Source organism: Enterocloster bolteae (assembly GCF_002234575.2).
GTDB classification, from domain to species: Bacteria; Bacillota; Clostridia; order Lachnospirales; family Lachnospiraceae; genus Enterocloster; species Enterocloster bolteae.
The window spans coordinates 3,907,037-3,928,736 of sequence record NZ_CP022464.2 but is presented as its reverse complement, the minus strand read 5'-3'; the positions used below and the strand labels follow the sequence as shown (position 1 = coordinate 3,928,736).

General features: G+C 51.8%; 19 protein-coding genes and 1 riboswitch. Of the genes, 15 read left to right on the top strand and 4 right to left on the bottom strand.

The genetic code is table 11. The features are described 5' to 3' along the window. Positions 1-7: 7 nt before the first annotated feature. The 5 genes from CGC65_RS18320 (at position 8) to CGC65_RS18300 (ending at position 5,040) form a co-directional block, all read left to right on the top strand. Positions 8-478, top strand: a complete 471-nt coding sequence (locus CGC65_RS18320) for a TRAP transporter small permease (RefSeq protein ID WP_002564836.1) — start codon at positions 8-10, stop codon at positions 476-478. Between the two features lies 1 nt (position 479). After that, a complete protein-coding gene (locus CGC65_RS18315; protein ID WP_002564835.1) occupies positions 480-1,787 on the top strand; it encodes a TRAP transporter large permease in 1,308 nt (435 codons plus the stop codon). Positions 1,788-1,804: 17 nt separating this feature from the next. After that, positions 1,805-2,944, top strand: coding sequence for a glycoside hydrolase family 88/105 protein (locus CGC65_RS18310; RefSeq protein WP_002564834.1), 1,140 nt, complete (start codon positions 1,805-1,807; stop codon positions 2,942-2,944). 135 nt (positions 2,945-3,079) lie between these two features. After that, positions 3,080-4,237, top strand: a complete 1,158-nt coding sequence (gene iadA, locus CGC65_RS18305) for a beta-aspartyl-peptidase (RefSeq protein WP_002564833.1) — start codon at positions 3,080-3,082, stop codon at positions 4,235-4,237. A gap of 38 nt (positions 4,238-4,275) precedes the next feature. Further along, the gene (locus tag CGC65_RS18300) at positions 4,276-5,040 is read left to right on the top strand and encodes a CPBP family intramembrane glutamic endopeptidase (RefSeq protein ID WP_002564832.1); all 765 of its coding nucleotides are present in this window, start codon (positions 4,276-4,278) and stop codon (positions 5,038-5,040) included. Between the two features lie 29 nt (positions 5,041-5,069). Here the strand turns inward: CGC65_RS18300 and CGC65_RS18295 are convergent, their stop codons facing one another. The 4 genes from CGC65_RS18295 to CGC65_RS18280 form a co-directional block, all read right to left on the bottom strand. Beyond that, positions 5,070-5,894 (bottom strand): MBL fold metallo-hydrolase, encoded by an 825-nt coding sequence (locus CGC65_RS18295; RefSeq protein ID WP_002564831.1) that lies wholly within the window; start codon positions 5,892-5,894, stop codon positions 5,070-5,072. A 25-nt stretch (positions 5,895-5,919) separates the two neighbouring features. Beyond that, positions 5,920-6,465 carry a TetR/AcrR family transcriptional regulator gene (locus CGC65_RS18290; RefSeq protein ID WP_080548729.1) on the bottom strand — a complete coding sequence of 182 codons (546 nt, stop codon included), beginning with the start codon at positions 6,463-6,465 and terminating at the stop codon, positions 5,920-5,922. A 241-nt stretch (positions 6,466-6,706) separates the two neighbouring features. Continuing rightward, positions 6,707-7,066: a hypothetical protein gene (locus tag CGC65_RS18285; RefSeq protein ID WP_002564829.1), complete on the bottom strand. Its 360-nt coding sequence runs from the start codon at positions 7,064-7,066 to the stop codon at positions 6,707-6,709. 117 nt (positions 7,067-7,183) lie between these two features. Further along, positions 7,184-8,095, bottom strand: a complete 912-nt coding sequence (locus CGC65_RS18280) for an EcsC family protein (protein WP_002564828.1) — start codon at positions 8,093-8,095, stop codon at positions 7,184-7,186. A gap of 202 nt (positions 8,096-8,297) precedes the next feature. Between CGC65_RS18280 and CGC65_RS18275 the strand changes: the two genes are divergently transcribed. From CGC65_RS18275 to CGC65_RS18230, 10 genes are all read left to right on the top strand, one after another. Beyond that, positions 8,298-8,735, top strand: coding sequence for a MarR family winged helix-turn-helix transcriptional regulator (locus tag CGC65_RS18275; protein WP_002564827.1), 438 nt, complete (start codon positions 8,298-8,300; stop codon positions 8,733-8,735). Then, positions 8,725-10,080: an MATE family efflux transporter gene (locus tag CGC65_RS18270; RefSeq protein WP_002564826.1), complete on the top strand. Its 1,356-nt coding sequence runs from the start codon at positions 8,725-8,727 to the stop codon at positions 10,078-10,080. The genes CGC65_RS18275 and CGC65_RS18270 overlap by 11 nt, the downstream gene beginning before the upstream one ends. Positions 10,081-10,132: 52 nt before the next feature. Further along, positions 10,133-11,302, top strand: a complete 1,170-nt coding sequence (locus CGC65_RS18265) for a glycosyl hydrolase family 18 protein (RefSeq protein ID WP_002564825.1) — start codon at positions 10,133-10,135, stop codon at positions 11,300-11,302. Between the two features lie 85 nt (positions 11,303-11,387). Continuing rightward, positions 11,388-12,164 carry an inositol monophosphatase family protein gene (locus CGC65_RS18260; RefSeq protein WP_002564824.1) on the top strand — a complete coding sequence of 259 codons (777 nt, stop codon included), beginning with the start codon at positions 11,388-11,390 and terminating at the stop codon, positions 12,162-12,164. 33 nt (positions 12,165-12,197) lie between these two features. Continuing rightward, complete coding sequence (locus CGC65_RS18255; protein WP_002564823.1) at positions 12,198-13,805, top strand: hypothetical protein; 1,608 nt, start codon at positions 12,198-12,200, stop codon at positions 13,803-13,805. 123 nt (positions 13,806-13,928) lie between these two features. After that, complete coding sequence (locus tag CGC65_RS18250; protein ID WP_002564822.1) at positions 13,929-14,915, top strand: diaminopimelate dehydrogenase; 987 nt, start codon at positions 13,929-13,931, stop codon at positions 14,913-14,915. A 258-nt stretch (positions 14,916-15,173) separates the two neighbouring features. Further along, positions 15,174-15,264, top strand: a riboswitch (NiCo riboswitch). A gap of 90 nt (positions 15,265-15,354) precedes the next feature. Continuing rightward, the gene (locus CGC65_RS18245) at positions 15,355-16,299 is read left to right on the top strand and encodes a cation diffusion facilitator family transporter (protein ID WP_002564821.1); all 945 of its coding nucleotides are present in this window, start codon (positions 15,355-15,357) and stop codon (positions 16,297-16,299) included. 174 nt (positions 16,300-16,473) lie between these two features. Further along, positions 16,474-18,486, top strand: a complete 2,013-nt coding sequence (locus CGC65_RS18240; RefSeq protein ID WP_002564820.1) for a molybdopterin-containing oxidoreductase family protein — start codon at positions 16,474-16,476, stop codon at positions 18,484-18,486. Continuing rightward, the gene (locus CGC65_RS18235) at positions 18,480-21,251 is read left to right on the top strand and encodes a translation factor GTPase family protein (protein WP_002564819.1); all 2,772 of its coding nucleotides are present in this window, start codon (positions 18,480-18,482) and stop codon (positions 21,249-21,251) included. Before CGC65_RS18240 ends, CGC65_RS18235 begins: the two co-directional genes overlap by 7 nt. A gap of 158 nt (positions 21,252-21,409) precedes the next feature. After that, positions 21,410-21,616 carry a DUF378 domain-containing protein gene (locus CGC65_RS18230; RefSeq protein WP_002564818.1) on the top strand — a complete coding sequence of 69 codons (207 nt, stop codon included), beginning with the start codon at positions 21,410-21,412 and terminating at the stop codon, positions 21,614-21,616. The last annotated feature ends 84 nt before the right edge of the window (positions 21,617-21,700 follow it).

The window sequence follows — 21,700 nt, the reverse complement described above, 5'->3', positions numbered from 1 at the left end:
AAGCAAGATGATGAAAATATTGAACCGGTTTCTGGAAACCGTGCTGGCCATTCTGGTGGCGCTTATGGTAGTGGGGTGCTTCTGGCAGGTAATCACCCGTTTCCTGCTGCACAATCCCAGCAAATATACGGAAGAACTGTTAAGGTACATGCTCATATGGCTTACCATGCTGGGGGTGCCCTACGCCTACGGCAAGGAGAGCCACCTGTCCATTAACCTGATTACCAGGACATTTAAGCCAAAGAACCTGACCAGGACAAAAATCGGAATCGAATTCCTGGTCCTGTTCATCAGCGTCTTTGTGATGATAGCAGGAGGCGTTATGGTGACCCTTAACTCAGCCGGACAGATATCACCGGCCATGGAACTGCCCATGCAGGTATATTATATCTGCGTACCCATAAGCGGCGTTCTGATGGTGTTATACTGCCTGCAGCGTCTCATCACGTTCGCAAAGGAATTAAAGGAGGAAAAATAGTATGGAAATTCAGGCAGCCATTGTTCTGGTCCTGGTATTCTTTCTCATGCTGGCCATGAGCGTACCGGTATCATTCAGCATTATCTCAGCGTCACTGCTGACCATCATTATGTTCCTGACACCCGGATTTGGAATGTTTGTCTCTGCCCAGAAGATTGTCAGCGGCATTGACAGCTTTACACTTTTGGCCGTGCCCTTCTTTGTGCTGGCAGGTCTGCTCATGAGCAGCGGTGGCATAGCCAAACGGCTGATTAACCTGGCCATGCTGTTTCTGGGCAGGGTTCCCGGTTCCCTGGCCATGACCAACATAGCAGGCAATGCCATGTTTGGTTCCATATCCGGTTCAGGCATTGCAGCGGCAACAGCTATCGGAGGCGTCATGCTTCCTCTGGAAGAGGAGCAGGGATACGACAAGGGCTTTTCAGCAGCCGTGAATATTGCCACTGCGCCTGTGGGCCAGCTGATTCCCCCCACTGCTTCCTTTATCGTATATTCAGCTGCCAGCGGCGGCGTCTCTGTTGCGGCCCTTCTCATGGCGGGCTGGGTGCCGGGACTTTTGTGGGCAGCCCTGTGCATGGTGGTGGCCTGCGTCTACGGCGCAAAGCACGGATATGTGATGAAACGGGACAAGATGACTGCGGCCATCATTTTAAAGACCATATGGGAGGCCATTCCCAGCCTGTTCCTCATTGTCATCATCATTGGAGGCATCCTTTCCGGCTATTTCACACCCACCGAGGCTTCAGGCGTGGCAGTGGTGTACGCCTTCCTTTTGTCGGTATTTGTTTATAAGAGCATTCAGATTAAGGACATCTCCAAGATACTGGTGGACACAGCGGTTATGACCACCATTGTCATGCTGATTATCGGCGCGTCCTCTGTGCTGTCCTTTGTCCTGTCCTTCACAGGACTGCCGCAGGCCATCAGCAGCCTGCTTTTAGGAATCTCCGATAACCGGATTGTCATACTGTTAATCATCAATATAACACTGCTGATTGTGGGAACCTTCATGGACATGGCTCCGGCCCTGCTCATCTTCACGCCTATTTTCCTTCCCATTGTAAAGAGCCTGGGAATGGACCCCATCCAGTTCGGCGTCATGATTGTCATGAATCTGTCCATCGGTACCATCACACCTCCGGTGGGAAATGTACTCTTTGTGGGCTGCAGCGTTGCCAGACTGCAGGTGGAGGACGTGATGAAAAAGCTGCTTCCGTTCTTTCTGGCGATTGTGGCGGCATTGATGTTCATAACCTTTGTGCCCGGATTCAGCATGTGGCTGCCCGGTGTCCTGGGATTGTTAAAGTAGGAGGATAGGGAATCAGAATGAGAAGTGTAAAACTTAGGACGTCAGATAAAAAGAAAGTGCAGGAAAAGCTGGACCTTGTCATTGAAAAGCTCATGAATCTGGGCGGACCGGAGAACGGGGAGGAGTTAGCTGAGGGCGGTGAAGCCATTGGCTTTTTCAAACGGGATTTTGGAATCCGGGAATGGGACTGGCCCCAGGGCGTGGGACTGTACGGCCTGTTAAGAATCATGCAGGCCCGGAAGAACGAGGATTATAAGGAGTTCCTGTACCAGTGGTTCAAGGATAACATAAGGGAAGGGCTTCCCTCCAAAAACATCAATACCACCACGCCCCTTCTCACCCTGGCAGAGCTTAACGAGTATTATCACGACCAGGAATTTGAAACGCTGTGCCTGAAATGGGCGGACTGGCTCATGAACTGCCTGCCCAGGACCAGGGAAGGGGGGTTCCAGCATGTGACCAGCGCCAACGGAGACCGACAGGGTGTGCGGCTCAATGAAAATGAGATGTGGATTGACACCATTTTCATGACAGTGCTCTTTCTCAACCGGATGGGGCAGAAGTACCAGAACCAGGCATGGATTGACGAGTCCGTCCACCAGGTGCTGATGCACATTAAATATCTGTGCGACAAGGAGACCGGACTTTTCTACCACGGCTGGACCTTCAATGAAAGGAATAATTTCGGCGGAATCTTCTGGTGCAGGGGAAACAGCTGGTTTACCTTAGGGATACTGGATTATATCGACATGTTCAGGGGGACCATGAATGCCGGTGTAAAGGAGTTTGTGGTGGATACATATAAAGCCCAGGCTGAGGCCCTTAAGGGACTTCAGGGCAAAAGCGGCCTGTGGCACACGGTGCTGACCGATGCGGACAGTTATGAGGAGGTGTCGGGCAGCGCCGCCATCACCGCGGGCATTCTCAAGGGAATCCGCTACGGAATCCTGGACGATTCCTATTTGGCCTGCGCCTGGAAGGCAGTGGAAGCCATTCTGGACAACATTGACAGGGACGGCACCGTACTCAATGTGTCGGGCGGCACTGGCATGGGATATGATGCGGACCACTATAAAAATATATTGATTGCGCCCATGGCCTATGGGCAGTCGCTGACCATATTGGCTCTGGCAGAAGCTTTGCTGCATCTGGACTGATATCTTCCTGCGTTTTATGAAAGTGCCTGTAACCGTCAACAGGCACTTTCTTTTTTTCCATATTAATAATATAATAGGCACATATATATTACGGCCGTGCTGTAATGATTTTGCTGAAAGAGAGGAAATGAATCCATGAAAGTATTGAAACAGGGAGATATATATGCGCCGGAGCATCTGGGAAGAAAGGATATTCTGATAGAAGGAAGCCGCATAGCCAGGATAGCGGACCATATAGATGAATACGACCAGATTGAGGAGGTGGAGAAGGTGGACCTGGGCGGGCACATCCTGACGCCGGGATACATGGATATCCATGTCCACATAACAGGCGGGGGCGGCGAGAGCGGACCCGCCACCAGGGTGCCGGAGGCGAGCCTCAGCGTGCTGGTGAGAAACGGCATTACCACGGTGGTGGGACTTTTGGGCACAGACGGTATAACCAGAAGCCTGGAGAACCTTCTGGCAAAGGCAAGGGCTTTCAATGAAGAGGGAATCACCTGCCGTATCCTTACAGGAGCATACGGATATCCCTCCCCCACCATCACAGGGAGCGTGGAGCGGGATATAGCTCTAATTGACCTGATGGTGGGAGTTAAAATCGCCATGAGCGACCACAGAAGCTCCAATCTGACAGGGGAGCAGCTGATTTCCCTGGCAACCCAGGCCCGAAGGGCCGGCATGCTCTCCGGGTGCTGCGGCTATGTCACTATCCATATGGGAAGCGGAAAGGCCGGGCTGGATCCTCTGTTCTATGCGATTGACAACAGCGATGTGCCGGTTCAGAAGTTCCTTCCCACCCATATGGGACGCACCCAGGAGCTGTTTGAACAGGGACTGGAATTTGTGAAGCGGGGCGGAACCATTGATATGACGGCAGGGCTTACAAGGGAGGAATTAGAAGAGACGGCGGACCAGATTCTGAGCTACCTTAAGCAGGACCCGGAGGGGCTTAACATGACCATGTCCAGCGATGCGTACGGAAGCGCGCCCAGGTTCAATGACAAGATGGAGTGCATCGGCCTCACCTATGCATCCCCCAAAAGCCTTCACCAACAGCTGAAGGTGCTGGTGTGCGAGCGGGGAGCCAGCCTGGAAAAGGTGCTGAACCTCCTGACTAAGAACCCAGCCAGGGTGCTGGGACTGACGGGAGTCAAGGGGACTGTGGCGGAAGGCGCAGACGCGGATTTTGTGGTGTACGATGATTCCATGGATATCCTCCATGTTATGGCCGGAGGCAGGAAGGCTGTGTGGGATAAAGAGGTTATTATGAAGGGGACATTTGAAGAGTAGGGAAATGAGTATTTGACTGAAGGGCAGAGGTGATTCCTATGGTATTTCTGGTGTTTACCGCATGGCTGATTCTGTCGCAGGTAATGATCAGCCTGGTTCAGGCTTTCTTTGCTCCGGCAGGGTACGGATTCCTGGCCGGGATTACGTATGCGGCCCAGGCGGGGGCACAGGTGGTTTTTATATGGATTTTCCGTTCCCACCTGCCCCATGCGGCAGGAAAAAAAGAGGCAGGGCTCAGGAACGGCTTGCAGATGGTCCTGTTTTCAGCCATGACAGGAATTGGCCTGTGTATGGTACACCGCGTCCTTTTTTTCCTATTTCCCCAGATTGCACAGAGTACATTGGGACAAATGACGGCTGAGGAACAGAGCCGAATCTTAAACAGTGCCAGGACTCCTGCCTATTTCCTGTATGTGGGCCTGATTGGGCCTGTCCTGGAGGAGCTGGTATTTCGCGGAATCCTGTTTAACTGCTGCAGCGGAAAATATGGAAGGTGGTATCCGGTGTTTATTACGGCCCTCTTGTTCGCTGTTTCCCACCGCAATCCTGTGCAGTTTGTCAGTGCAATATGTATGGGGCTGGTTCTCGGCTCACTCCTGACCCTGACAGGAGACATAAGAATAACAATGATGATACATATCTCCAACAATGTTTTTTCTGTGATGCAGTCTCCGTTTGTAAAAAGCGGGTCTGAGTTTTCACTGAGCCCCGCCGGTATAATAGCGTCTGTTTTGATCGGTTTTCTGTTCCTGGTCTGGGGTTTTGTCCAGATTAAAAAAAGGTGGTCCAGGGGGAACCCATGACGCAGATAAAGGGTTCCGGCCTGCGGCGGCTATAGGACAATCTCCATGCCGTCATAGGCAAATGATACATTGTCCAGCTTTTTTTCAAATTCCCGGTAGTAAGCATAGGATTTACCCCAGTACTCATCAATATGGGTAATGACAATGCGCTTTATCCTGTATGTGCGCTTCAGCTCCAGCATCTCGTCCAAGGTGAACATATCGTCTCTGAACGGTGCAGAATCAAGAGAGGACCCGTCTTTAAGTATGCCGTCGTCGGAAACCAGCCCGATGATTAAAACATCCGTGTCATAATACAATTCATTGGGGACAAACGGCTTCACATCGCAGCAGGCGTAAACAGCTTTTTTGGAGCCGTCTGATATAACATAAAATGTCATATTGCCACGATGGGTTTTGTTATTTACCAGGTGTAATTCTATGGAACCGATTTTAGCATAGTTAGTCCTGTTGATTGAAATGCAGTTCAGAATATTCTGATAGTAGTACAGGCCATCGCCGTTCCAGGCATTGATATCGTCTATAACCTCTGGAAGTGCTATGAACTGTATAGGGGTTCCCTTGCCGGTAATGCAGTCATAACCCAACGGCTCCACGATTCGCATGCCCCGCGTATGGTCAGGATCCTTGTGGGAGATGGAAAGATAATCAATCCTGGAAATACCCTGCCTTTCACAGGCGACTGCAATGTCCTCCGGCGTGTCAATGAGCATTCCGATGTCCTCAATATAAAGACTGGGCCCTAAGCGCTCGTACCGGCCCCGTTTGGTTCTTGCTTCCTGGCATACCGGGCATTTACAAAAAGGGTTGGGAATCAGAAACATACCGCCGCTTCCTGCAATTTTAAGCTTCATCCGTATTCACCTCCTGGCATGAATTTTACTTTACCAACATAGATCTGATTTCACGGATCATGCCCTCTGGTATATTATCATCGTCCAGTGGCATGATACTGCTCAGCATCCGCACGCCCTGATAAGAGAACAGCAGCAAATCCGCAACCGCGTCTGCATGGGCCTGCCTGAACTCGCCTTTGCCAATGCCGTATTCAATCAGGCTGCAAAGCATTGTCTTTGAACTGTAATACTGCTTCAGCATGGCATTGTCCTCTGTTAACGGCAGGCCGCTGTAATACTCATAAAAAGCAAGTCCTAACGAACCGCTCCGGTCAAGCATCTCGGACTGGTAACGCTCTAATAATTCGTCCAATATGAGGGACGCCGGCAGGCCCCGTTCCATTTTCCCGGCAACCTGGCTTTCAAGGCCTGACATAAGTTCCTCTATGATGTCGGCAAATACCTGGCCGGTACTCCCGTAGTGCGTATATAATCCGCCGCGGCTAAGACCTGCCGCCTCACAGATATCTTTCATTGTAACATCCTTAAATCCCTTCTGAACAAATAAAGCCAGTGCCGCTTTCCGTATGGCGGCCTTTGTTTTGTCTCCTTTTTTGCCCGTGCTTTTGTCACCTGCCTTTCATTTTGCCAATTTCCGACACTCGTGTCTGTTTTAAATATACGACACTTGTGTCGGAAAGTCAATGGTTAAATTCCGGCATCGCTGCAAAGAAAAAAGAGCATCCGCCATTTCCAGGGGATACTCTTTTGATGTTATGCGAATCGGATATACGATATGTCCGATATACGGCTTGTCTGAACTGTTATTCTTATTTAAGAATGTCATCCTTCTTTTCAAGAATGGCCTCTGCGGCTGCGCAGGCAGGACAATCACAGTATTTTGCCCCTGCGGCCTTGATTTCCTTTGCATGGGCTGCCACTTCCTTGGCCTTGTCTGCCCCGAAGACCTGGGCGCCCATCTCAGATTCTGCAAAGCCAATCAGGCCGTCAACCGGCATGATGTCTGCTTCCAGCTCAGCAATGTATGTTTTTGTTGCTGCGGCCTCATTCTCAGTTCCAACCGCATCCAGCCAGGTCTGGGCGGATGCCTTTGCCTCTTTGCTGCATGATGCTGCATTCATTAATTCGTGAGTTTTTTCGACGACGAAACTTAATACTTCCTTATCCATAATTGATAGCCCCGCTTTCTTCTGAAATTTACCTATATTTTACCATAAATGTCCGACATTTGCAAATTAAACATATAGTTTGTCCTATATTGACCTATATCTGCCCTATATGCGGTCCTATATATCAGGATTGCTTTTTTCCAGAAATCTGCGCTTATATTTCATATCCGCATAATCAGCGATCCGTTTGAGATAAACAGCGTCATACATTCCACCTATGATTCCCGCAATGGGGATTCCCTGCAAAAATTTCATGTACAGCAGTTCTGAGGAAAGGGCATGGGATGCCTGCTGCATAAGGCTGGTGCAAAGAGAGGCTGTATCATGGGATTCAGGTCCGCCGGGAAGAGCAGCAAGGCCGTCCTGGCCGGAGAACGTTCCGGACAGAGGTGTTCCGGACAGAGGTGTTCCAGACAGGGCCGTTTCAGACAGAGGCGTCCCGGTGCGGATTAAGCGTCCCATGGCGTCCAGACTCCGGTTGCCGGATTCAGCCGCATCACCTCTGGACAGGGCAGTGGAAATCAGCTTTAATATATAACATTGTTCCTCAGCCGTATCGTAAGAGAATCCGTAGCTTATGGCTGTTTCATAGATGCTTTTCAGGACCATGCCGGTAAACAGCGGTATGTCGGGAAGTCCGATGCCCAAAGCTCCCAGGCCGATTCCGCCGGCACCGGCTGCGGCCAGGTTCCTGACCTTATTCTTACCGGCTTCCCTGGAAAATGCCTTCATAGTCTTTCTGCTTTCCTTCAGCCCTGCGGCGTAAGCATTGACTTTATAGGTATTTTCCATATCCTCCTTCCGGTATGTTTTTTCTATGATGGATGTTCCTCGGTTGAATATCAGCTCAAATGCCTTATAAAATGCCAGGTTCAGGGTATCCTCCAGTTTTTCCGGGACAAAACGCTCCAGCTTCCGGTTCAGCAGAGGCTCCTTTTGATGCCGGGCTGCGGTTATAAAACGCCCCTCCTTTTTTTCTAACGCCTTCCATTCCATCTGGCGCGGGCTTTTTTTCAGAGGTCTTATCATGATTTTCATTCCTTTCTGGTATGGGGCTGCTGTTATGATGTATCATACCATAATCAGGCGGGAAGAAATATTTTATTTTTATTAAAATGTGTTTCACTTTGCAGGGGGATGAACCGCGGGTTGACAAATTGGCGGATGCTGTGTATAATGGTTGACTGATACAACAGTTGCATTATACAATAGAAATAACAGGGAGAGCAGAATGAATCAGTATACGGGAATATACCGGCGTTGTGAGCTTTGGTTTATCCGGAGGGAGTTAGAGCAGTTTGGACTGCAGCCTCTGGAGGGGAAAATCATTATGTTTCTTCAGGACAACCAGTGTACCCAGGAGGACATCGGCGCCCATTTTGACCTGGACAAGGGAAGGATTGCCAGAAATCTGTCTGAGCTTGAGGAAAAGGGACTGGTGCGGCGTCTCATCAACGAGAAGAATAAAAGGCAGAAGTTTGTAAGTCTTACTGTCAGGGGGAATCAGGTTCTGGAAGAAATACACCGCATATCAGGCAGGTGGGACGAGATTTGTTTTGCGGGATTCACAGAGGAAGAGCGCGGGCAGCAGCAGGATTATCTGCGGCGGATTGCTGAAAATGCAATTGAATATAAACACAGAGTAGGAGAATGTACATATGGTAAATAATCTGACTGAGGGAAAACCTCTTAAATTGCTGTTTTTCTTTGCAATGCCCATGGTCGTGGGTAATCTGTTCCAGCAGCTCTACAACATGGTGGACTCCATGGTGGTGGGGCGTTTTGTGGGGGAGGATGCCCTGGCAGCCGTTGGTTCATCCTTTCCCGTGGTCTTTTTGTCCGTTGCCATTGCGGCGGGGCTGTCCATGGGCTGTACCGTGGTTATTTCCCAGTTTTTCGGGGCAGGTAAGATACTTGAAATGAAGATAACTGTTTCCACGGCCCTCATATCCCTGGGAGTGATTGGACTTATTATTATGGGAATCGGGGAAATCATCGCGGGACCTCTGCTGACCCTTTTGGGAACAGACCCGGACATTATGGCTGACTCCCTTGCCTACCTGAGGATATATTTCGGGGGAGCCGTTTTCCTGTTTTTGTATAATTCGCTGAACGGTATCTACAATGCACTGGGAGACAGCCAGACGCCTCTTAAGTTCCTTATGGTGTCGGCCCTGACCAATATTGTCCTGGACCTGCTGTTTGTCATTCAATTCAACATGGGTGTGGCGGGTGTGGCCTGGGCAACTCTTATAGCCCAGGGCATGTGCGCTGTTTTTTCCTTTTTTGTATTGATAGCCCGCCTGAGAAAAATGGAAAATGAGGAGGCGGCCAAAGGAAAGTCATTTACTTTTTTTGATATGTCCTCGGCTGAGCGTATTGCCAAAGTGGGCGTGCCCTCCATGCTCCAGCAGTCCATTGTCTCCATCAGCATGATGCTGATGCAGGGGCTTGTAAATTCTTATGGGAAGGTGTTTGTGGCCGGTTATACGGCTGCCACTAAGATTGATACCCTGGCAATGATGCCCAACATGAACTTTTCCAACGCCATGTCCAGCTACGCGGCCCAGAACATCGGAGCCAGAAAAATGGACCGTGTGAAGCAGGGGTATAAGGCCAGCATGTTTATGGTGGTGGTATTCTCTCTTATTATTACCAGCATCATTTTCCTGTTCGGTCCGCAGCTTCTGGGACTTTTCCTGAAACAGGGGGCTGAGGGCAGCGCCATGAGCTACGGGCTCAGCTATATGAAAACCGTATCTGTATTTTACATATTGATGGGAGCCCTGTTCGTAAGCAATGGTCTGCTGCGGGGAGCCGGCGACATGGGGGCGTTTATGCTCAGCTCAGTGGTGAACCTGTTCTCCCGCGTGGCCATTGCCTACCTGCTGGCGCATTTCATCGGAGCCAGCGCCATATGGTGGTCCATACCTACAGGATGGGCTGTGGGAGCATTGTTCTCCTTCCTGCGCGTAAGAAGCGGGAAGTGGATGGCCAGGAGACTGGTGGATTAAAGACCGGCAGTGCTGCATATATTGTATAAATTCAGGCTGAGGAATGAAATGCATGAAAATATATGTAGTGAAACAGGGAGACAGTGTTGACTCCATCGCAGAATCCCAGGGGATTCCCGTTGAGACCCTTGTTTGGGCAAATCAGATAGAATATCCATACCGCCTGGCCGTTGGCCAGGCTCTTTATATCTCTGACGGGGAGATCGGGGAGGGACGAAGGCCCCTGTTTTCCAGCGGTTATGCATATCCCTTTATTGACAGCGGGGTACTGGAGGATACTCTGCCTTATCTGAGCGCCATCAATGTATTTTCCTATGGTTTTACTGAGGATGGGAATCTGGTTCTTCCCATGGCGGATGACGCGTGGATGATAGAAAGGGCTCTGCAGTGGGGTGTCCGCCCGGTGCTTACCCTGACGCCCCTGGGAGAGGACGGGCGTTTTAACAATAATCTGGTATCAGCCCTGGTGAGAAGCCAGGAAAACCAGCAGCGCCTTATATGGGAGCTGGGACGCACGATGCAGGAAAAGGGATACGAGGGCCTGGACATTGATTTTGAATATGTGCTGGCGGAAGACCGGGTGGAGTATGCTGATTTTGTGCGCCGTGCCACCCAGGTCCTCAACATTTTCGGTTATACGGTTACGGTGGCCCTCGCGCCTAAGACGTCGGCCCAGCAGAGGGGGCTTCTCTATGAGGGCATTGATTACCGGCTGCTGGGGGAGGCGGCTAACCATGTTATGCTGATGACCTACGAGTGGGGATACAGCCAGGGACCTCCTATGGCCGTGGCCCCCATCAATATGGTGAGGAAGGTTGTGGAATATGCGGTGAGCGAGATTCCTCCTGAGAAAATCATTCTGGGAATTCCTAACTACGGCTATGACTGGCCCCTTCCTTTTGAAAGGGGAGTAACCAGAGCCAGGTCACTGGGCACCCTGGAGGCAGTGAAGCTGGCAGTTGATTTTGGAGTGGATATCCGGTTTGATGAAACTGCCATGTCTCCTTATTTCCGGTACTGGCAGTATGGTATCCAGCATGAGGTATGGTATGAGGATGCAAGGAGCATCAGGGCAAAGTTTGACCTTATCAAGGAATTTAATCTGTATGGGGCCGGGTATTGGCAGCTGATGCGGTTTTTCAGGGCCAACTGGCTGCTGATGGATGATATGTTTTATATTGAGCGGGATTGGCCATTGATGGATTATGAAGATATGTCATAAAAGCTGTTTCTGTGGTATAATCCTTCTGTGACAGGCGATTAAATGCAATATGTCCCGGATTATGGGGCTGCAGGAGGTAAAACATATGGAGATAAACGCAGAAAGGGTCATTGAGCTGGTAAAATCGGTGAGGCCCCTTTTTATGGACCATGAGAGGGCGTCCAGGATAACGGTAAAAGGGGCAGCGGATTTTGTGACTCAGGTTGATTTCCTGGTCCAGGAGCGGATGCGCAGCGGACTTTTTGACATGTATCCCCAGGTACAGTTCATGGGGGAGGAAAAAGATAACAGGGACATTGATTTTTCTGGGGCAGTATGGATACTTGACCCGGTGGACGGGACTACCAACCTGATTCATGATTTCAGGTGCAGCGCCCTTTCGCTGGCTCTGTGTGACAGGGGACAGATGGAGCTGGGACTTATATATCAGCCCTATGAGGATGAGCTGTTTCTGGCACAGCGGGGCAAGGGAGCGTTTCTCAACGGGAACCCCATCCATGTCAGCTCTGTCAAGGATTTGGGGCAGAGCCTGATTTCCATTGGAACCAGCCCTTATAACCATGATCTGGCAGACAGGAATTTTGAGGATATCAAGCGTGTATTCCTCAAGTGCTCTGATATCAGGCGCACCGGTTCCGCGGCAGTGGATCTGGCCTATGTTGCCTGCGGAAGGCTGGATGCATATTTCGAGCGTTGTCTGAATCCCTGGGATTTTGCGGCAGGTATGCTGCTGATTGAAGAGGCAGGGGGAAGGGTGACAACCTTTGCCGGCAGAGCGGTGGATGTATCCGGACCATCGGATATACTGTCTTCCAACGGCAGGATTGGAATTTTGCTGGAGGATGAGCTGCTCCCTTTGTGATACGGTGTGAAAGGAATTTAAAGGATGAAACGAATGGACAGAGACACGGGGGGAAAGAGGAGAAGGAACAAGAAAGGAAGGATGACCGCAGGGATGGCTGCCCTGGTGTGGCTGCTGTGCGGGGGGTGTGCGGCAGCGGTTGCGTGCGGGGGGCCGGGGGCGGCAGGACTCACTGCTTTCACAGCCTTTGCCGATGTACATGACCCTACGGCGGATACATCCACGGGGACAGGGGAGGTACTGGTGGACATTGCAGGTGAAGACCAGTTAAAGCAATGGTACGACCAGCGTTTAATGGGGGGAAACAGCATAGCAGTTCTGCCAAAAAATCTGGTAATTACAAAACCTCTTACCCTGGGGCTTCCTGACGGCCAGACGAGTACCAGCCCCATTGAAATCAGGATACCTGAGGGACCCATAAAAATCCTGGCACCTAAAAACCTGACCCAGACAGGCGTTGTCATTGATAATCCAAATCTGCTCATAACGGGAACAAAAAGCCTGATATCGGTTGAGGGGGAAGGATGCCTGACACTGAAACGGGGACAGATACAAAGGGATGCTTCGGATGAACCGGCCATTATCCTGAGAAATCAGGGGATGCTGGTATGGGAAGAAGGCAAGGACTTTGTGGGGCTTAAGAAGACAGACATCCGCGATGAGCGCATAGACCCGCCGGAGCCGGTTCCTCCCGGTGAGAGCCAGACCCCGGAATATGGCGGCACACAGCCCCAGCTGACAGAGGCGGTCCTTTTGAATCTAGGAGCGGACGGCAGCGGTTCTGCCAGGCTGGAATTTAAGAACCTGCCTTCCGATATCAACGCTCTTTACATACTGCGCAGTGAAAGCGGACATTCCTGGAAAAAGGAAAAGAACAAAGTGACTGCAGCGTCGTCACAGAGCGGGCAGGAGACAGTGGAGTACGAGAATTTCCTGAAGGAGACCGGAAACACGCTGAATACAAGCATTGTGGAGGATGGTTATCTCATATACAGGTTCCAGTCAGGGGACAGCTCCTTTTATGTGAAGGCCAGCATCGAGTGGCCCGGCGGAAGCTGTGAGACGGACAAGGTAAAGATAGCCATACCGGAGACCGTTGGCCAGGGACTCACCTTTTCATACGGCGGGAGCTACAGCTATGCAGGAGGATACACAGGCAGCTACGGCAGCAGTTCTGGCGGATATGGGGGAGGTGTTACATCAGGAGGAAATTCCTCTGCCCAGCCAGGCACGCAGGAGGAGTCTGACGCACCGGAGGCGCCGGTGAGAGGCAGGGGAGGCCGCAGGCGGGAATCCTATACTCCGTATTCTGCTCCCGGTTATAAAGACGGGGGAGCAGCCGCCGGACAGACTGCAGAGGAAATGCTTAAAGAGGCAACGCCTTCCCAGGTCCGCGGCCGGGGTGAAAAGAACAGGGACAGTGACCCGCAAATCCAGCCGGCAGATGAAGTGGAGGATACAGCAGGGCTGCCGGAGGGAGAAAATGAAGTCACGGACACGGAGCAGGAACCGTCAAAGGAGGAAGTGCAGGATGGGGAAGATTCCGGGAAATCCGGTTTAAAATGGTATGCAGGGGCTGTCCTCGCTGCTGCGGTGATTGGCGGCACAGCTGTCTGCTTCCGACGGAGAAAGCGAAAGTAACAAAAAAACTGGCACTGCGTCAAGGTGCAGTGATAAAAAATGATTTGCCAAGAAAAGAAGGCTGTAGTATAATTTACAAAAACCGACAACCCACACTATTATGTTACAAAGGAGAATAAAAATATGGCAATCAGAGTTGGAATCTTAGGCTACGGAAACCTTGGAAGGGGTGTGGAGTGTGCCGTTAAGCACAATCCCGACATGGAGCTGAAAGCAGTGTTCACCAGGAGGAATCCTGACAGCCTCAGCATATTGACTGAGGGGGCTAAGGTTTGCAGGGCAGAGGATGTTCTGTCCATGAAGGACCAGATTGACGTGATGATACTCTGCGGAGGAAGCGCCATGGACCTTCCCGGACAGACCCCGGAAATGGCAGCGCATTTCAATGTAATAGACAGCTTTGACACCCACGCCAATATCCCCCGGCATTTTGAGGCAGTGGATAGGGCTGCAAAGGAAAGCGGTCATGTGGGAATTATATCCGTTGGCTGGGATCCGGGCATGTTCTCCCTTAACAGACTCTATGCCAATGCCATCCTGCCGGGCGGCAGTGATTATACCTTCTGGGGCAAGGGCGTCAGCCAGGGCCATTCCGATGCAATCCGCAGAATCAAAGGCGTGAAGGACGCAAGGCAGTACACTATTCCGGTGGAGGCAGCTCTTACGGCAGTGAGAAGCAAAAAAGCGCCAAAGCTTACCACCAGGGATAAACACACCAGGGAGTGCTTTGTGGTGGCAGAGGAGGGAGCTGATTTAAAGGCCATCGAGGAAGCCATCGTAACCATGCCGAACTACTTTGCTGATTATGACACCACGGTGCACTTTATCAGCCAGGAAGAACTGATGCGTGATCATGCAGGAATTCCCCATGGCGGTTTTGTTATCCGCACCGGCAGCACGGGATGGAATGACGAGAACGGACATGTGATTGAATACAGCCTGAAGCTGGACTCCAACCCGGAATTCACTGCATCTGTTATTGCGGCATATGCCAGGGCCGCATACCGTCTGAGCAGGGAAGGGCAGTCCGGCTGCAAGACCGTGTTCGACATTGCACCGGCTTACCTGAGCGCTGCGGATGGGGCAGAGCTCAGAAAGCATTTGCTTTAAATTTTGCTTTTAATTACGTTTGAAAACTTCATGCAGGAAATTTAGATAATGGAAAACAGCCATATGGGCAGAGCTTCAGGGGCACTGATATGTTCCCTTCTGCGGATACGGCTGTTTTTTTCATCCGTTTATCACGGCCTGATTTGGATAAATTTACAATCATTACCGCACCAAACAGAAACGTTCCTCATATCCTATCAGTAACAGACTTTCATATCAGTCTGCAGAAAGACACTCTTTGCGCTGCATATCTAATCTACAGTACAAACTGAGCAGGCCAAAGGCGTTTACTGCCTTGGGAGCCGGGCCGCGGGCGGCGGCAGCAGACAGAAGCGTCTGTGGGACAGTGGTTTACTTACATTGCCCCCAGGCGTTTTTTATGTTTTGGGGGCAGGATGTCAGATTAGGTGGTTGTCATATATATGGGAGGAAATCACAGATGGGAGAAGGTAATGAGCAGAAGGTTTCAGGGAAAAAGATAAGAAGTCATGGTGCGGGGCTGGCCATGCGGGTATCCTGTGTCAGCATTGCCATCAACGTAGTACTCTCCGTATTCAAGGTAGGTGCGGGTATCCTGGCCCATTCCGGCGCCATGATATCGGATGGGGTCCATTCTGCCTCGGATGTGTTCAGCACGCTGATTGTCATGGCAGGAATTACCATGGCTTCCAGAAAGTCAGATAAGGAACATCCCTATGGCCATGAGCGGATGGAATGCGTGGCGGCTCTGTTACTGTCAGCCGTACTGTTTGCCACAGGAATCGCCATTGGGGTGAGCGCGGTGGAAACCATTGGTTCGGGACCGGAAGGGAGCAGGAATGTTCCTGGAATGCTGGCTTTGGGGGCCGCGGTTATATCCATTGTGGTTAAGGAATGGATGTTCTGGTATACCAGGGCTGCGGCCAGAAAATTAAAATCAGGTGCACTGATGGCGGACGCATGGCATCACCGCAGCGACGCGCTGTCCTCAGTGGGCGCTTTTATCGGTATTCTGGGCGCCAGAATGGGAGTGCCGGTCATGGACCCGTTGGCCAGCTTCGTCATCTGTATATTCATAGTAAAGGCAGCCCTGGATGTGTTCAGGGATTCCATGGATAAGATGGTGGATAAGGCGTGTGACGAGGAGACCGTCAGATCCATAGAGCAGGCGGCGTTAGATACACGGGGAGTGGAACGTGTGGGCTCCATGAAAACAAGGCTTTTCGGTTCCAGGATATATGTTGACCTGGAGATTGAAGCAGACAAAAGCCTTATGCTGGAGCAGGCATTCACAATTGCAAAGGAAGTCCACGATACCATCGAAGCAAGATTCCCGCAGGTCAAACACTGTTCGGTACAGGTGAGTCCCGAAGGCAGCACAGGCCTGGAGGGGAAGGAAAATTAGTTTGACGGAAAAGCGATTGCTGGCTATACTTAATATCAGATAACAGCGCCCGGAATTCAGGCAGTAATAGGCCCGGACCATGCAGGGTCCGGCGGATTGTGCCGGTCCATACCAGACCGCAATCTGCCAGGCCGGATGATGCCCCGGGCGCGGTAATAGAGGGAGTGACAAAAGATGGCATCATATATAAGAAAAACAATCTGTCCCTACGACTGTCCCACATCCTGCGGACTTTTGGCAGAAACAGACGGAACCCGGATTTTGAGTGTGAAAGGCGACCCGGACCATCCGGCTGCAAAGGGGCTGATATGCAGGAAGATGCAGCGCTATGAGCAGTCCATCCATTCATCTGAGCGGATTCTTACACCCATGAAGCGGGTGGGCGCCAAGGGAGAGGGGGAATTTGAACCCATAACCTGGGATGCGGCGGTAAAGGAGATTGCAGGCAGGTGGAACCGTATTCTGGAAGAAGACGGGGCTGATGCTATCCTGCCCATGTATTACTCAGGGGTCATGAGCGTCCTGCAGCGCAAATGCGGGGATGCCTTTTTCAACCGGATGGGTGCCTGTGACATGGTCAGGACACTGTGTTCTTCCGCAAAGGGAGCAGGCTATGAGGCGGTCATGGGGCAGACAGGCTGTCTGGATCCTAGGGAGCTTTCGGACAGCAGCTTTTACCTGGTGTGGGGAAGCAATATGAAGGCCACCAGGCTTCAGTCCATGCCGGCACTGATCCGGGCGCGCAGTCAAGGAAAACGGGTGGTGCTCATAGAATCCTGCGCGGCAGATATGGATGTATACTGCGACCAGACCATTCTGATTCGTCCGGGCACGGACGGCGCCCTGGCATTGGCCATGATGCATGTGATGGAGGAAGAAAACCTGGCGGACAGGGATTTCCTCGCCCATCAGACAGAAGGATATGAGGCGTTCAGAAAGACTCTTTCCCCATACACCCCTGCCTGGGCGGAAAAGGAGACAGGCATCCCCGCAGAGGTAATTGCGGACCTGGCAAAGGAATACGCCTCAGCTGCGGCTCCGGCCATCATTCTGGGAAGCGGTCCCTCCCGCTATGGCAACGGTGGAATGACCACGCGCCTTATCACCATTTTGTCCGCTTATACAGGAGCCTGGGGGCGTCCCGGAGGCGGCTTGTGCGGCTGTAATCCGGGGGCTGGTCCCTATGTGGACAACCGGCTGGTCACCAGGCCGGATTTCAGGAAGAAACCGGGACGCAGGGTGAACATCAATGAGATTGCCTCCGCCCTTACAGGGAACAGGGGAGAGAAGCCCATACGCAGCTTCTATGTCTACGGAGGCAATCCGGTGGCCTCTGTCTGCTGTCAGAAGGGAATCATGGAGGGACTATTGCGCCCAGATTTATTTACGGTGGTCCATGAGCGGTTCATGACAGATACGGCCATGTATGCGGACATCCTTCTGCCCGCCGCCTTTTCCGTGGAACAGACTGATGTGTATACAGCGTACGGATACTGTACCTTTGGGACAGCCAGGAAAATCATCGAGCCGGCCGGACAGAGTAAGAGCAATTGGAACACCTTCTGCCTGCTGGCTCAGGCCATGGGATATGAGGAGGCATATTTTAAGAAGACAGAGGAAGAGATGTTTGAGGAGCTTCTGGCCCATCCCATGGAGGGGCTATCCTGTATCTCAGAAGAGGAATGGCGTATATTAAGGGAGGGGGGAGCTGTATCCACAGCCTTTGCAGACCATGGAAGATTCAGGACGCCTTCCGGTAAAATGATGATTTATAATGAAAACATGGAGGAGTCCATGCCCCGGTATGTTAAATGCCACGGGGGAACATACCCCCTGCGGCTGGTGGCGGTGCCCAGCGCATATACGCTGAATTCAGTCTTTATGGACAGGGAGGATTTAAAGTCAGGCCGGGGCCCTATGGCGCTGATGCTCCATCCAGAAGATGCGGCAGCAAGAAACATCGGGGACGGCAGTCTTGTTACAGCCTTTAATGATCTGGCAGAGGTGGAGTTTACCGCGAAAATCACGCCTCTGGTGGCGGAAGGAACGGCCGCGGCCGAGGGCGTTTACGACAGGACCTTTACAAAGGACGGGCTTCTGGTCAATGCCCTCCACCATGAACGGCTGTCCGATATAGGAGCAGCCACCACTCTTAACGACAATACGGTGGATGTAAAGCCATGTTAAGGGACATAAGACAGCAGGAAGAGAGACAGGATATGAAATCAATAGTACTTGGTATTCTGGCCCATGTGGATGCCGGAAAAACTACATTATCGGAGGCGCTTCTGTATCTGGCAGGAAGCATACGCAAGATGGGAAGAGTGGACAACAGGGATGCATTTTTAGATACCTATGCCCTTGAGAGAGCCAGGGGCATCACTATTTTCTCAAAGCAGGCAGCTCTGACGTGGGAGGGAATGCCCATGACGCTGTTAGATACGCCGGGCCATGTGGATTTTTCCGCGGAAATGGAGAGAACGCTCCAGGTGCTGGATTATGCGGTGCTGGTCATAAGCGGCGCGGACGGAGTACAAAGCCATACCATAACCTTATGGCGTCTGCTGGCAAAATACAGGATACCTGTTTTCCTTTTTGTCAATAAAATGGACCAGCCCGGTACGGACCGGGAACAGCGAATGAGGGAGCTGCAGAAGCGTCTGGACGACGGATGTGCGGATTTTGCCGGTGCGGGGACAGAAGAATTCACGGAACACGCTGCCATGTGTGACGAGAAGCTGCTGGAGCGATATCTGGAGACAGGGGATGTGGATGATGATGAGATACGCCGTCTGATTAAGGAACGCCGGCTTTTTCCATGTTTTTTTGGCTCTGCCCTTAAACTTACCGGGGTGGAGGAGCTGTTAGGTGGAATCCGTAAATGGGCCCTGGCGCCGGAATATCCGCAGGAATTCGAGGCAAAGGTGTACAAGATTTCCAGGGATGACCAGGGAAACCGCCTGACCCACTTAAAGATTACAGGCGGAAGCCTTAAGGTAAAGGGAATTATATCCGGCGGAAATACCGAAAAGCCATCCGAGACATGGCAGGAAAAGGTAAACCAGATCCGCGTATATTCCGGGGACCGGTATGAGACAGTGGCTGAGGCTGAGGCCGGAACCATCTGCGCTGTTTCCGGCCTTACCAGGACCTATCCTGGGCAGGGACTGGGAGCCGGGCAGGATTCCATGGTTCCGGTGCTGGAGCCGGTGCTCAATTACCAGGTAAAACTGCCGGAGGGCTGCGACGGGGCTGTGATGCTGCCAAAGTTCCGCCAGCTGGAGGAGGAAGATCCCCTGCTGCGGGTAGTATGGAATGAGGAACTGAAAGAGATATCCATGCAGCTGATGGGAGAAGTGCAGATTGAGGTGTTAAAGAGCCTGATTGAAGAGCGTTTCGGCATACAGGTTGAATTTGGCACAGGAAACATCGTGTATAAAGAGACAATCGCTGGCGCCGTGGAGGGTGTGGGTCATTTTGAGCCCCTTCGCCATTATGCGGAGGTCCATCTTCTTATGGAACCGGGAGAGCGGGGAAGCGGACTCCAGTTTGAGACAAGATGCAGCGAGGATGACCTGGACAGGAACTGGCAGCGCCTGGTGCTGACCCACCTGGAAGAGAAGGTACACCGGGGGGTTCTGACCGGGGCAGCCATAACAGATATGAAGATCACCCTTGTGGCGGGCAGGGCTCATAACAAGCACACGGAGGGCGGAGATTTCAGGCAGGCTACCTACCGGGCCCTGCGCCAGGGGCTTATGGAGGCCTCCTGCATTCTTTTGGAACCGTGGTATACCTTCCGCCTGGAAGTGCCGGAGGCGTCCATTGGGCGCGCCATGACCGATATTGAAAAGCGGTGCGGGACCTGCGTTATCGAGGAAAACAGGCAGGGACAGGCCGTCCTCACGGGACAGGCTCCGGTCGCCGCCATGCGGGGGTATCAGGCAGAGGTTATGTCCTATACCAGGGGACAGGGAAGGCTGGCATGTGCGCTGAAAGGATACGAGCCCTGTCATAACAGCCGGGAAATTATCGGGCAGACCGGCTATGACCCGGAGAGAGATACGGAAAATCCCACGGGATCCGTGTTCTGCGCCCATGGGGCCGGATTTGTGGTAAGCTGGGACCAGGTGAAGGAATACATGCATGTGGACAGCGGTCTTGTAATAGAATCCCCTGATGGGGAGGAGATGGAGGGTGAGAGGAATCCTTTTTCCGGCAGGCATCCGGGGCAATCCTCTGCCGGACAGGAAGAATCCTCAGAGGTATGGCTGGGTACGGATGAAATTGACGCGATACTGGAGCGCACCTTTTATGCCAACAGCCGGGATAAGTCAGCGCGCAAAGGATATCCAGGCAAGAGCAGGGGAAGCAGGAGTGCTGCAGCCTACAGCGGCCCGGTGACCCGTACCTACCAGAAGCAGGAGGCCAGACAGGAATATCTTCTGGTGGACGGCTATAATATTATTTTTGCCTGGGAGGAGCTGAGGGAGCTGGCACAGGACAATATGGACGGAGCCAGAGGCAGGCTTATGGATCTGCTCTGCAACTATCAGGCCATACGCAAGTGCTGTCTTATGGTTGTTTTTGACGCCTACCGGGTGACGGGACATGCCACAGAGGTTTCTGAATACCACAATATCCAGGTGGTCTACACAAAGGAGGCTGAGACAGCGGACCAGTATATCGAGAAGTTCGCCCATGAAAATGCCCGCAGGTTCGATGTGTCCGTGGCCACCTCCGACGGAGTGGAGCAGGTCATCATCCTGGGCCAGGGATGCCGTCTTATCTCAGCCAGGGAACTAAAGGAGGAGCTGGACCGGGTTAACGGTATGCTGAGGGAAGAATATCTGGAACAGCCCGGTCTTAAACGGAACCGTCTGTATGATATACTTCCGGAAGAGGTAATCCGGCAGATGAAAGAGGCTGCCGCGGAGGACAAGCAGGACTGACCGGCAGAAGCGCCGTCATCGGATTGAAACATCAATCATGAAAAACAGCAAAAAATGTATGGAATTCCACAAAACGGTACATACTACCAGCGTATAGTAAGCTGCATAAGTGCCTGGAAAACAGGCGCAAAATGCTCATGACAAGGAGGTAGCATGCGATGGGTAATAAGGCATTGGATTATACCGCTCTTACAATCGCCCTGATTGGGGCAGTGAACTGGGGGCTGGTAGGATTCTTTAATTTCAACCTGGTTTCATGGATTTTCGGAACAGCCTCATGGGTAACCAGGATAATCTATGCGCTGGTGGGATTGTGTGGCCTGTATCTGATTACATTTTACTCACATTCAGGCAGAGAGGCATAAAAAGAACAGGGCAGGGCCATGGGGGTCCTGTCTTTTTCTTTCGGCGGATTCTGTTTCATACCGCTCGCCTTCTCCATTTTCTTT

What these genes read in the sequence shown, in the direction of transcription:
- CGC65_RS18320 (WP_002564836.1), top strand. Translation starts at nt 8, where the DNA reads ATGATGAAAATATTGAACCGGTTTCTGGAAACCGTGCTGGCCATTCTG.
- CGC65_RS18315 (WP_002564835.1), top strand. Translation starts at nt 480, where the DNA reads ATGGAAATTCAGGCAGCCATTGTTCTGGTCCTGGTATTCTTTCTCATG.
- CGC65_RS18310 (WP_002564834.1), top strand. Translation starts at nt 1,805, where the DNA reads ATGAGAAGTGTAAAACTTAGGACGTCAGATAAAAAGAAAGTGCAGGAA.
- iadA (WP_002564833.1), top strand. Translation starts at nt 3,080, where the DNA reads ATGAAAGTATTGAAACAGGGAGATATATATGCGCCGGAGCATCTGGGA.
- CGC65_RS18300 (WP_002564832.1), top strand. Translation starts at nt 4,276, where the DNA reads ATGGTATTTCTGGTGTTTACCGCATGGCTGATTCTGTCGCAGGTAATG.
- CGC65_RS18295 (WP_002564831.1), bottom strand. Translation starts at nt 5,894, where the DNA reads ATGAAGCTTAAAATTGCAGGAAGCGGCGGTATGTTTCTGATTCCCAAC.
- CGC65_RS18285 (WP_002564829.1), bottom strand. Translation starts at nt 7,066, where the DNA reads ATGGATAAGGAAGTATTAAGTTTCGTCGTCGAAAAAACTCACGAATTA.
- CGC65_RS18280 (WP_002564828.1), bottom strand. Translation starts at nt 8,095, where the DNA reads ATGATAAGACCTCTGAAAAAAAGCCCGCGCCAGATGGAATGGAAGGCG.
- CGC65_RS18275 (WP_002564827.1), top strand. Translation starts at nt 8,298, where the DNA reads ATGAATCAGTATACGGGAATATACCGGCGTTGTGAGCTTTGGTTTATC.
- CGC65_RS18270 (WP_002564826.1), top strand. Translation starts at nt 8,725, where the DNA reads ATGGTAAATAATCTGACTGAGGGAAAACCTCTTAAATTGCTGTTTTTC.
- CGC65_RS18265 (WP_002564825.1), top strand. Translation starts at nt 10,133, where the DNA reads ATGAAAATATATGTAGTGAAACAGGGAGACAGTGTTGACTCCATCGCA.
- CGC65_RS18260 (WP_002564824.1), top strand. Translation starts at nt 11,388, where the DNA reads ATGGAGATAAACGCAGAAAGGGTCATTGAGCTGGTAAAATCGGTGAGG.
- CGC65_RS18255 (WP_002564823.1), top strand. Translation starts at nt 12,198, where the DNA reads ATGGACAGAGACACGGGGGGAAAGAGGAGAAGGAACAAGAAAGGAAGG.
- CGC65_RS18250 (WP_002564822.1), top strand. Translation starts at nt 13,929, where the DNA reads ATGGCAATCAGAGTTGGAATCTTAGGCTACGGAAACCTTGGAAGGGGT.
- CGC65_RS18245 (WP_002564821.1), top strand. Translation starts at nt 15,355, where the DNA reads ATGGGAGAAGGTAATGAGCAGAAGGTTTCAGGGAAAAAGATAAGAAGT.
- CGC65_RS18240 (WP_002564820.1), top strand. Translation starts at nt 16,474, where the DNA reads ATGGCATCATATATAAGAAAAACAATCTGTCCCTACGACTGTCCCACA.
- CGC65_RS18235 (WP_002564819.1), top strand. Translation starts at nt 18,480, where the DNA reads ATGTTAAGGGACATAAGACAGCAGGAAGAGAGACAGGATATGAAATCA.
- CGC65_RS18230 (WP_002564818.1), top strand. Translation starts at nt 21,410, where the DNA reads ATGGGTAATAAGGCATTGGATTATACCGCTCTTACAATCGCCCTGATT.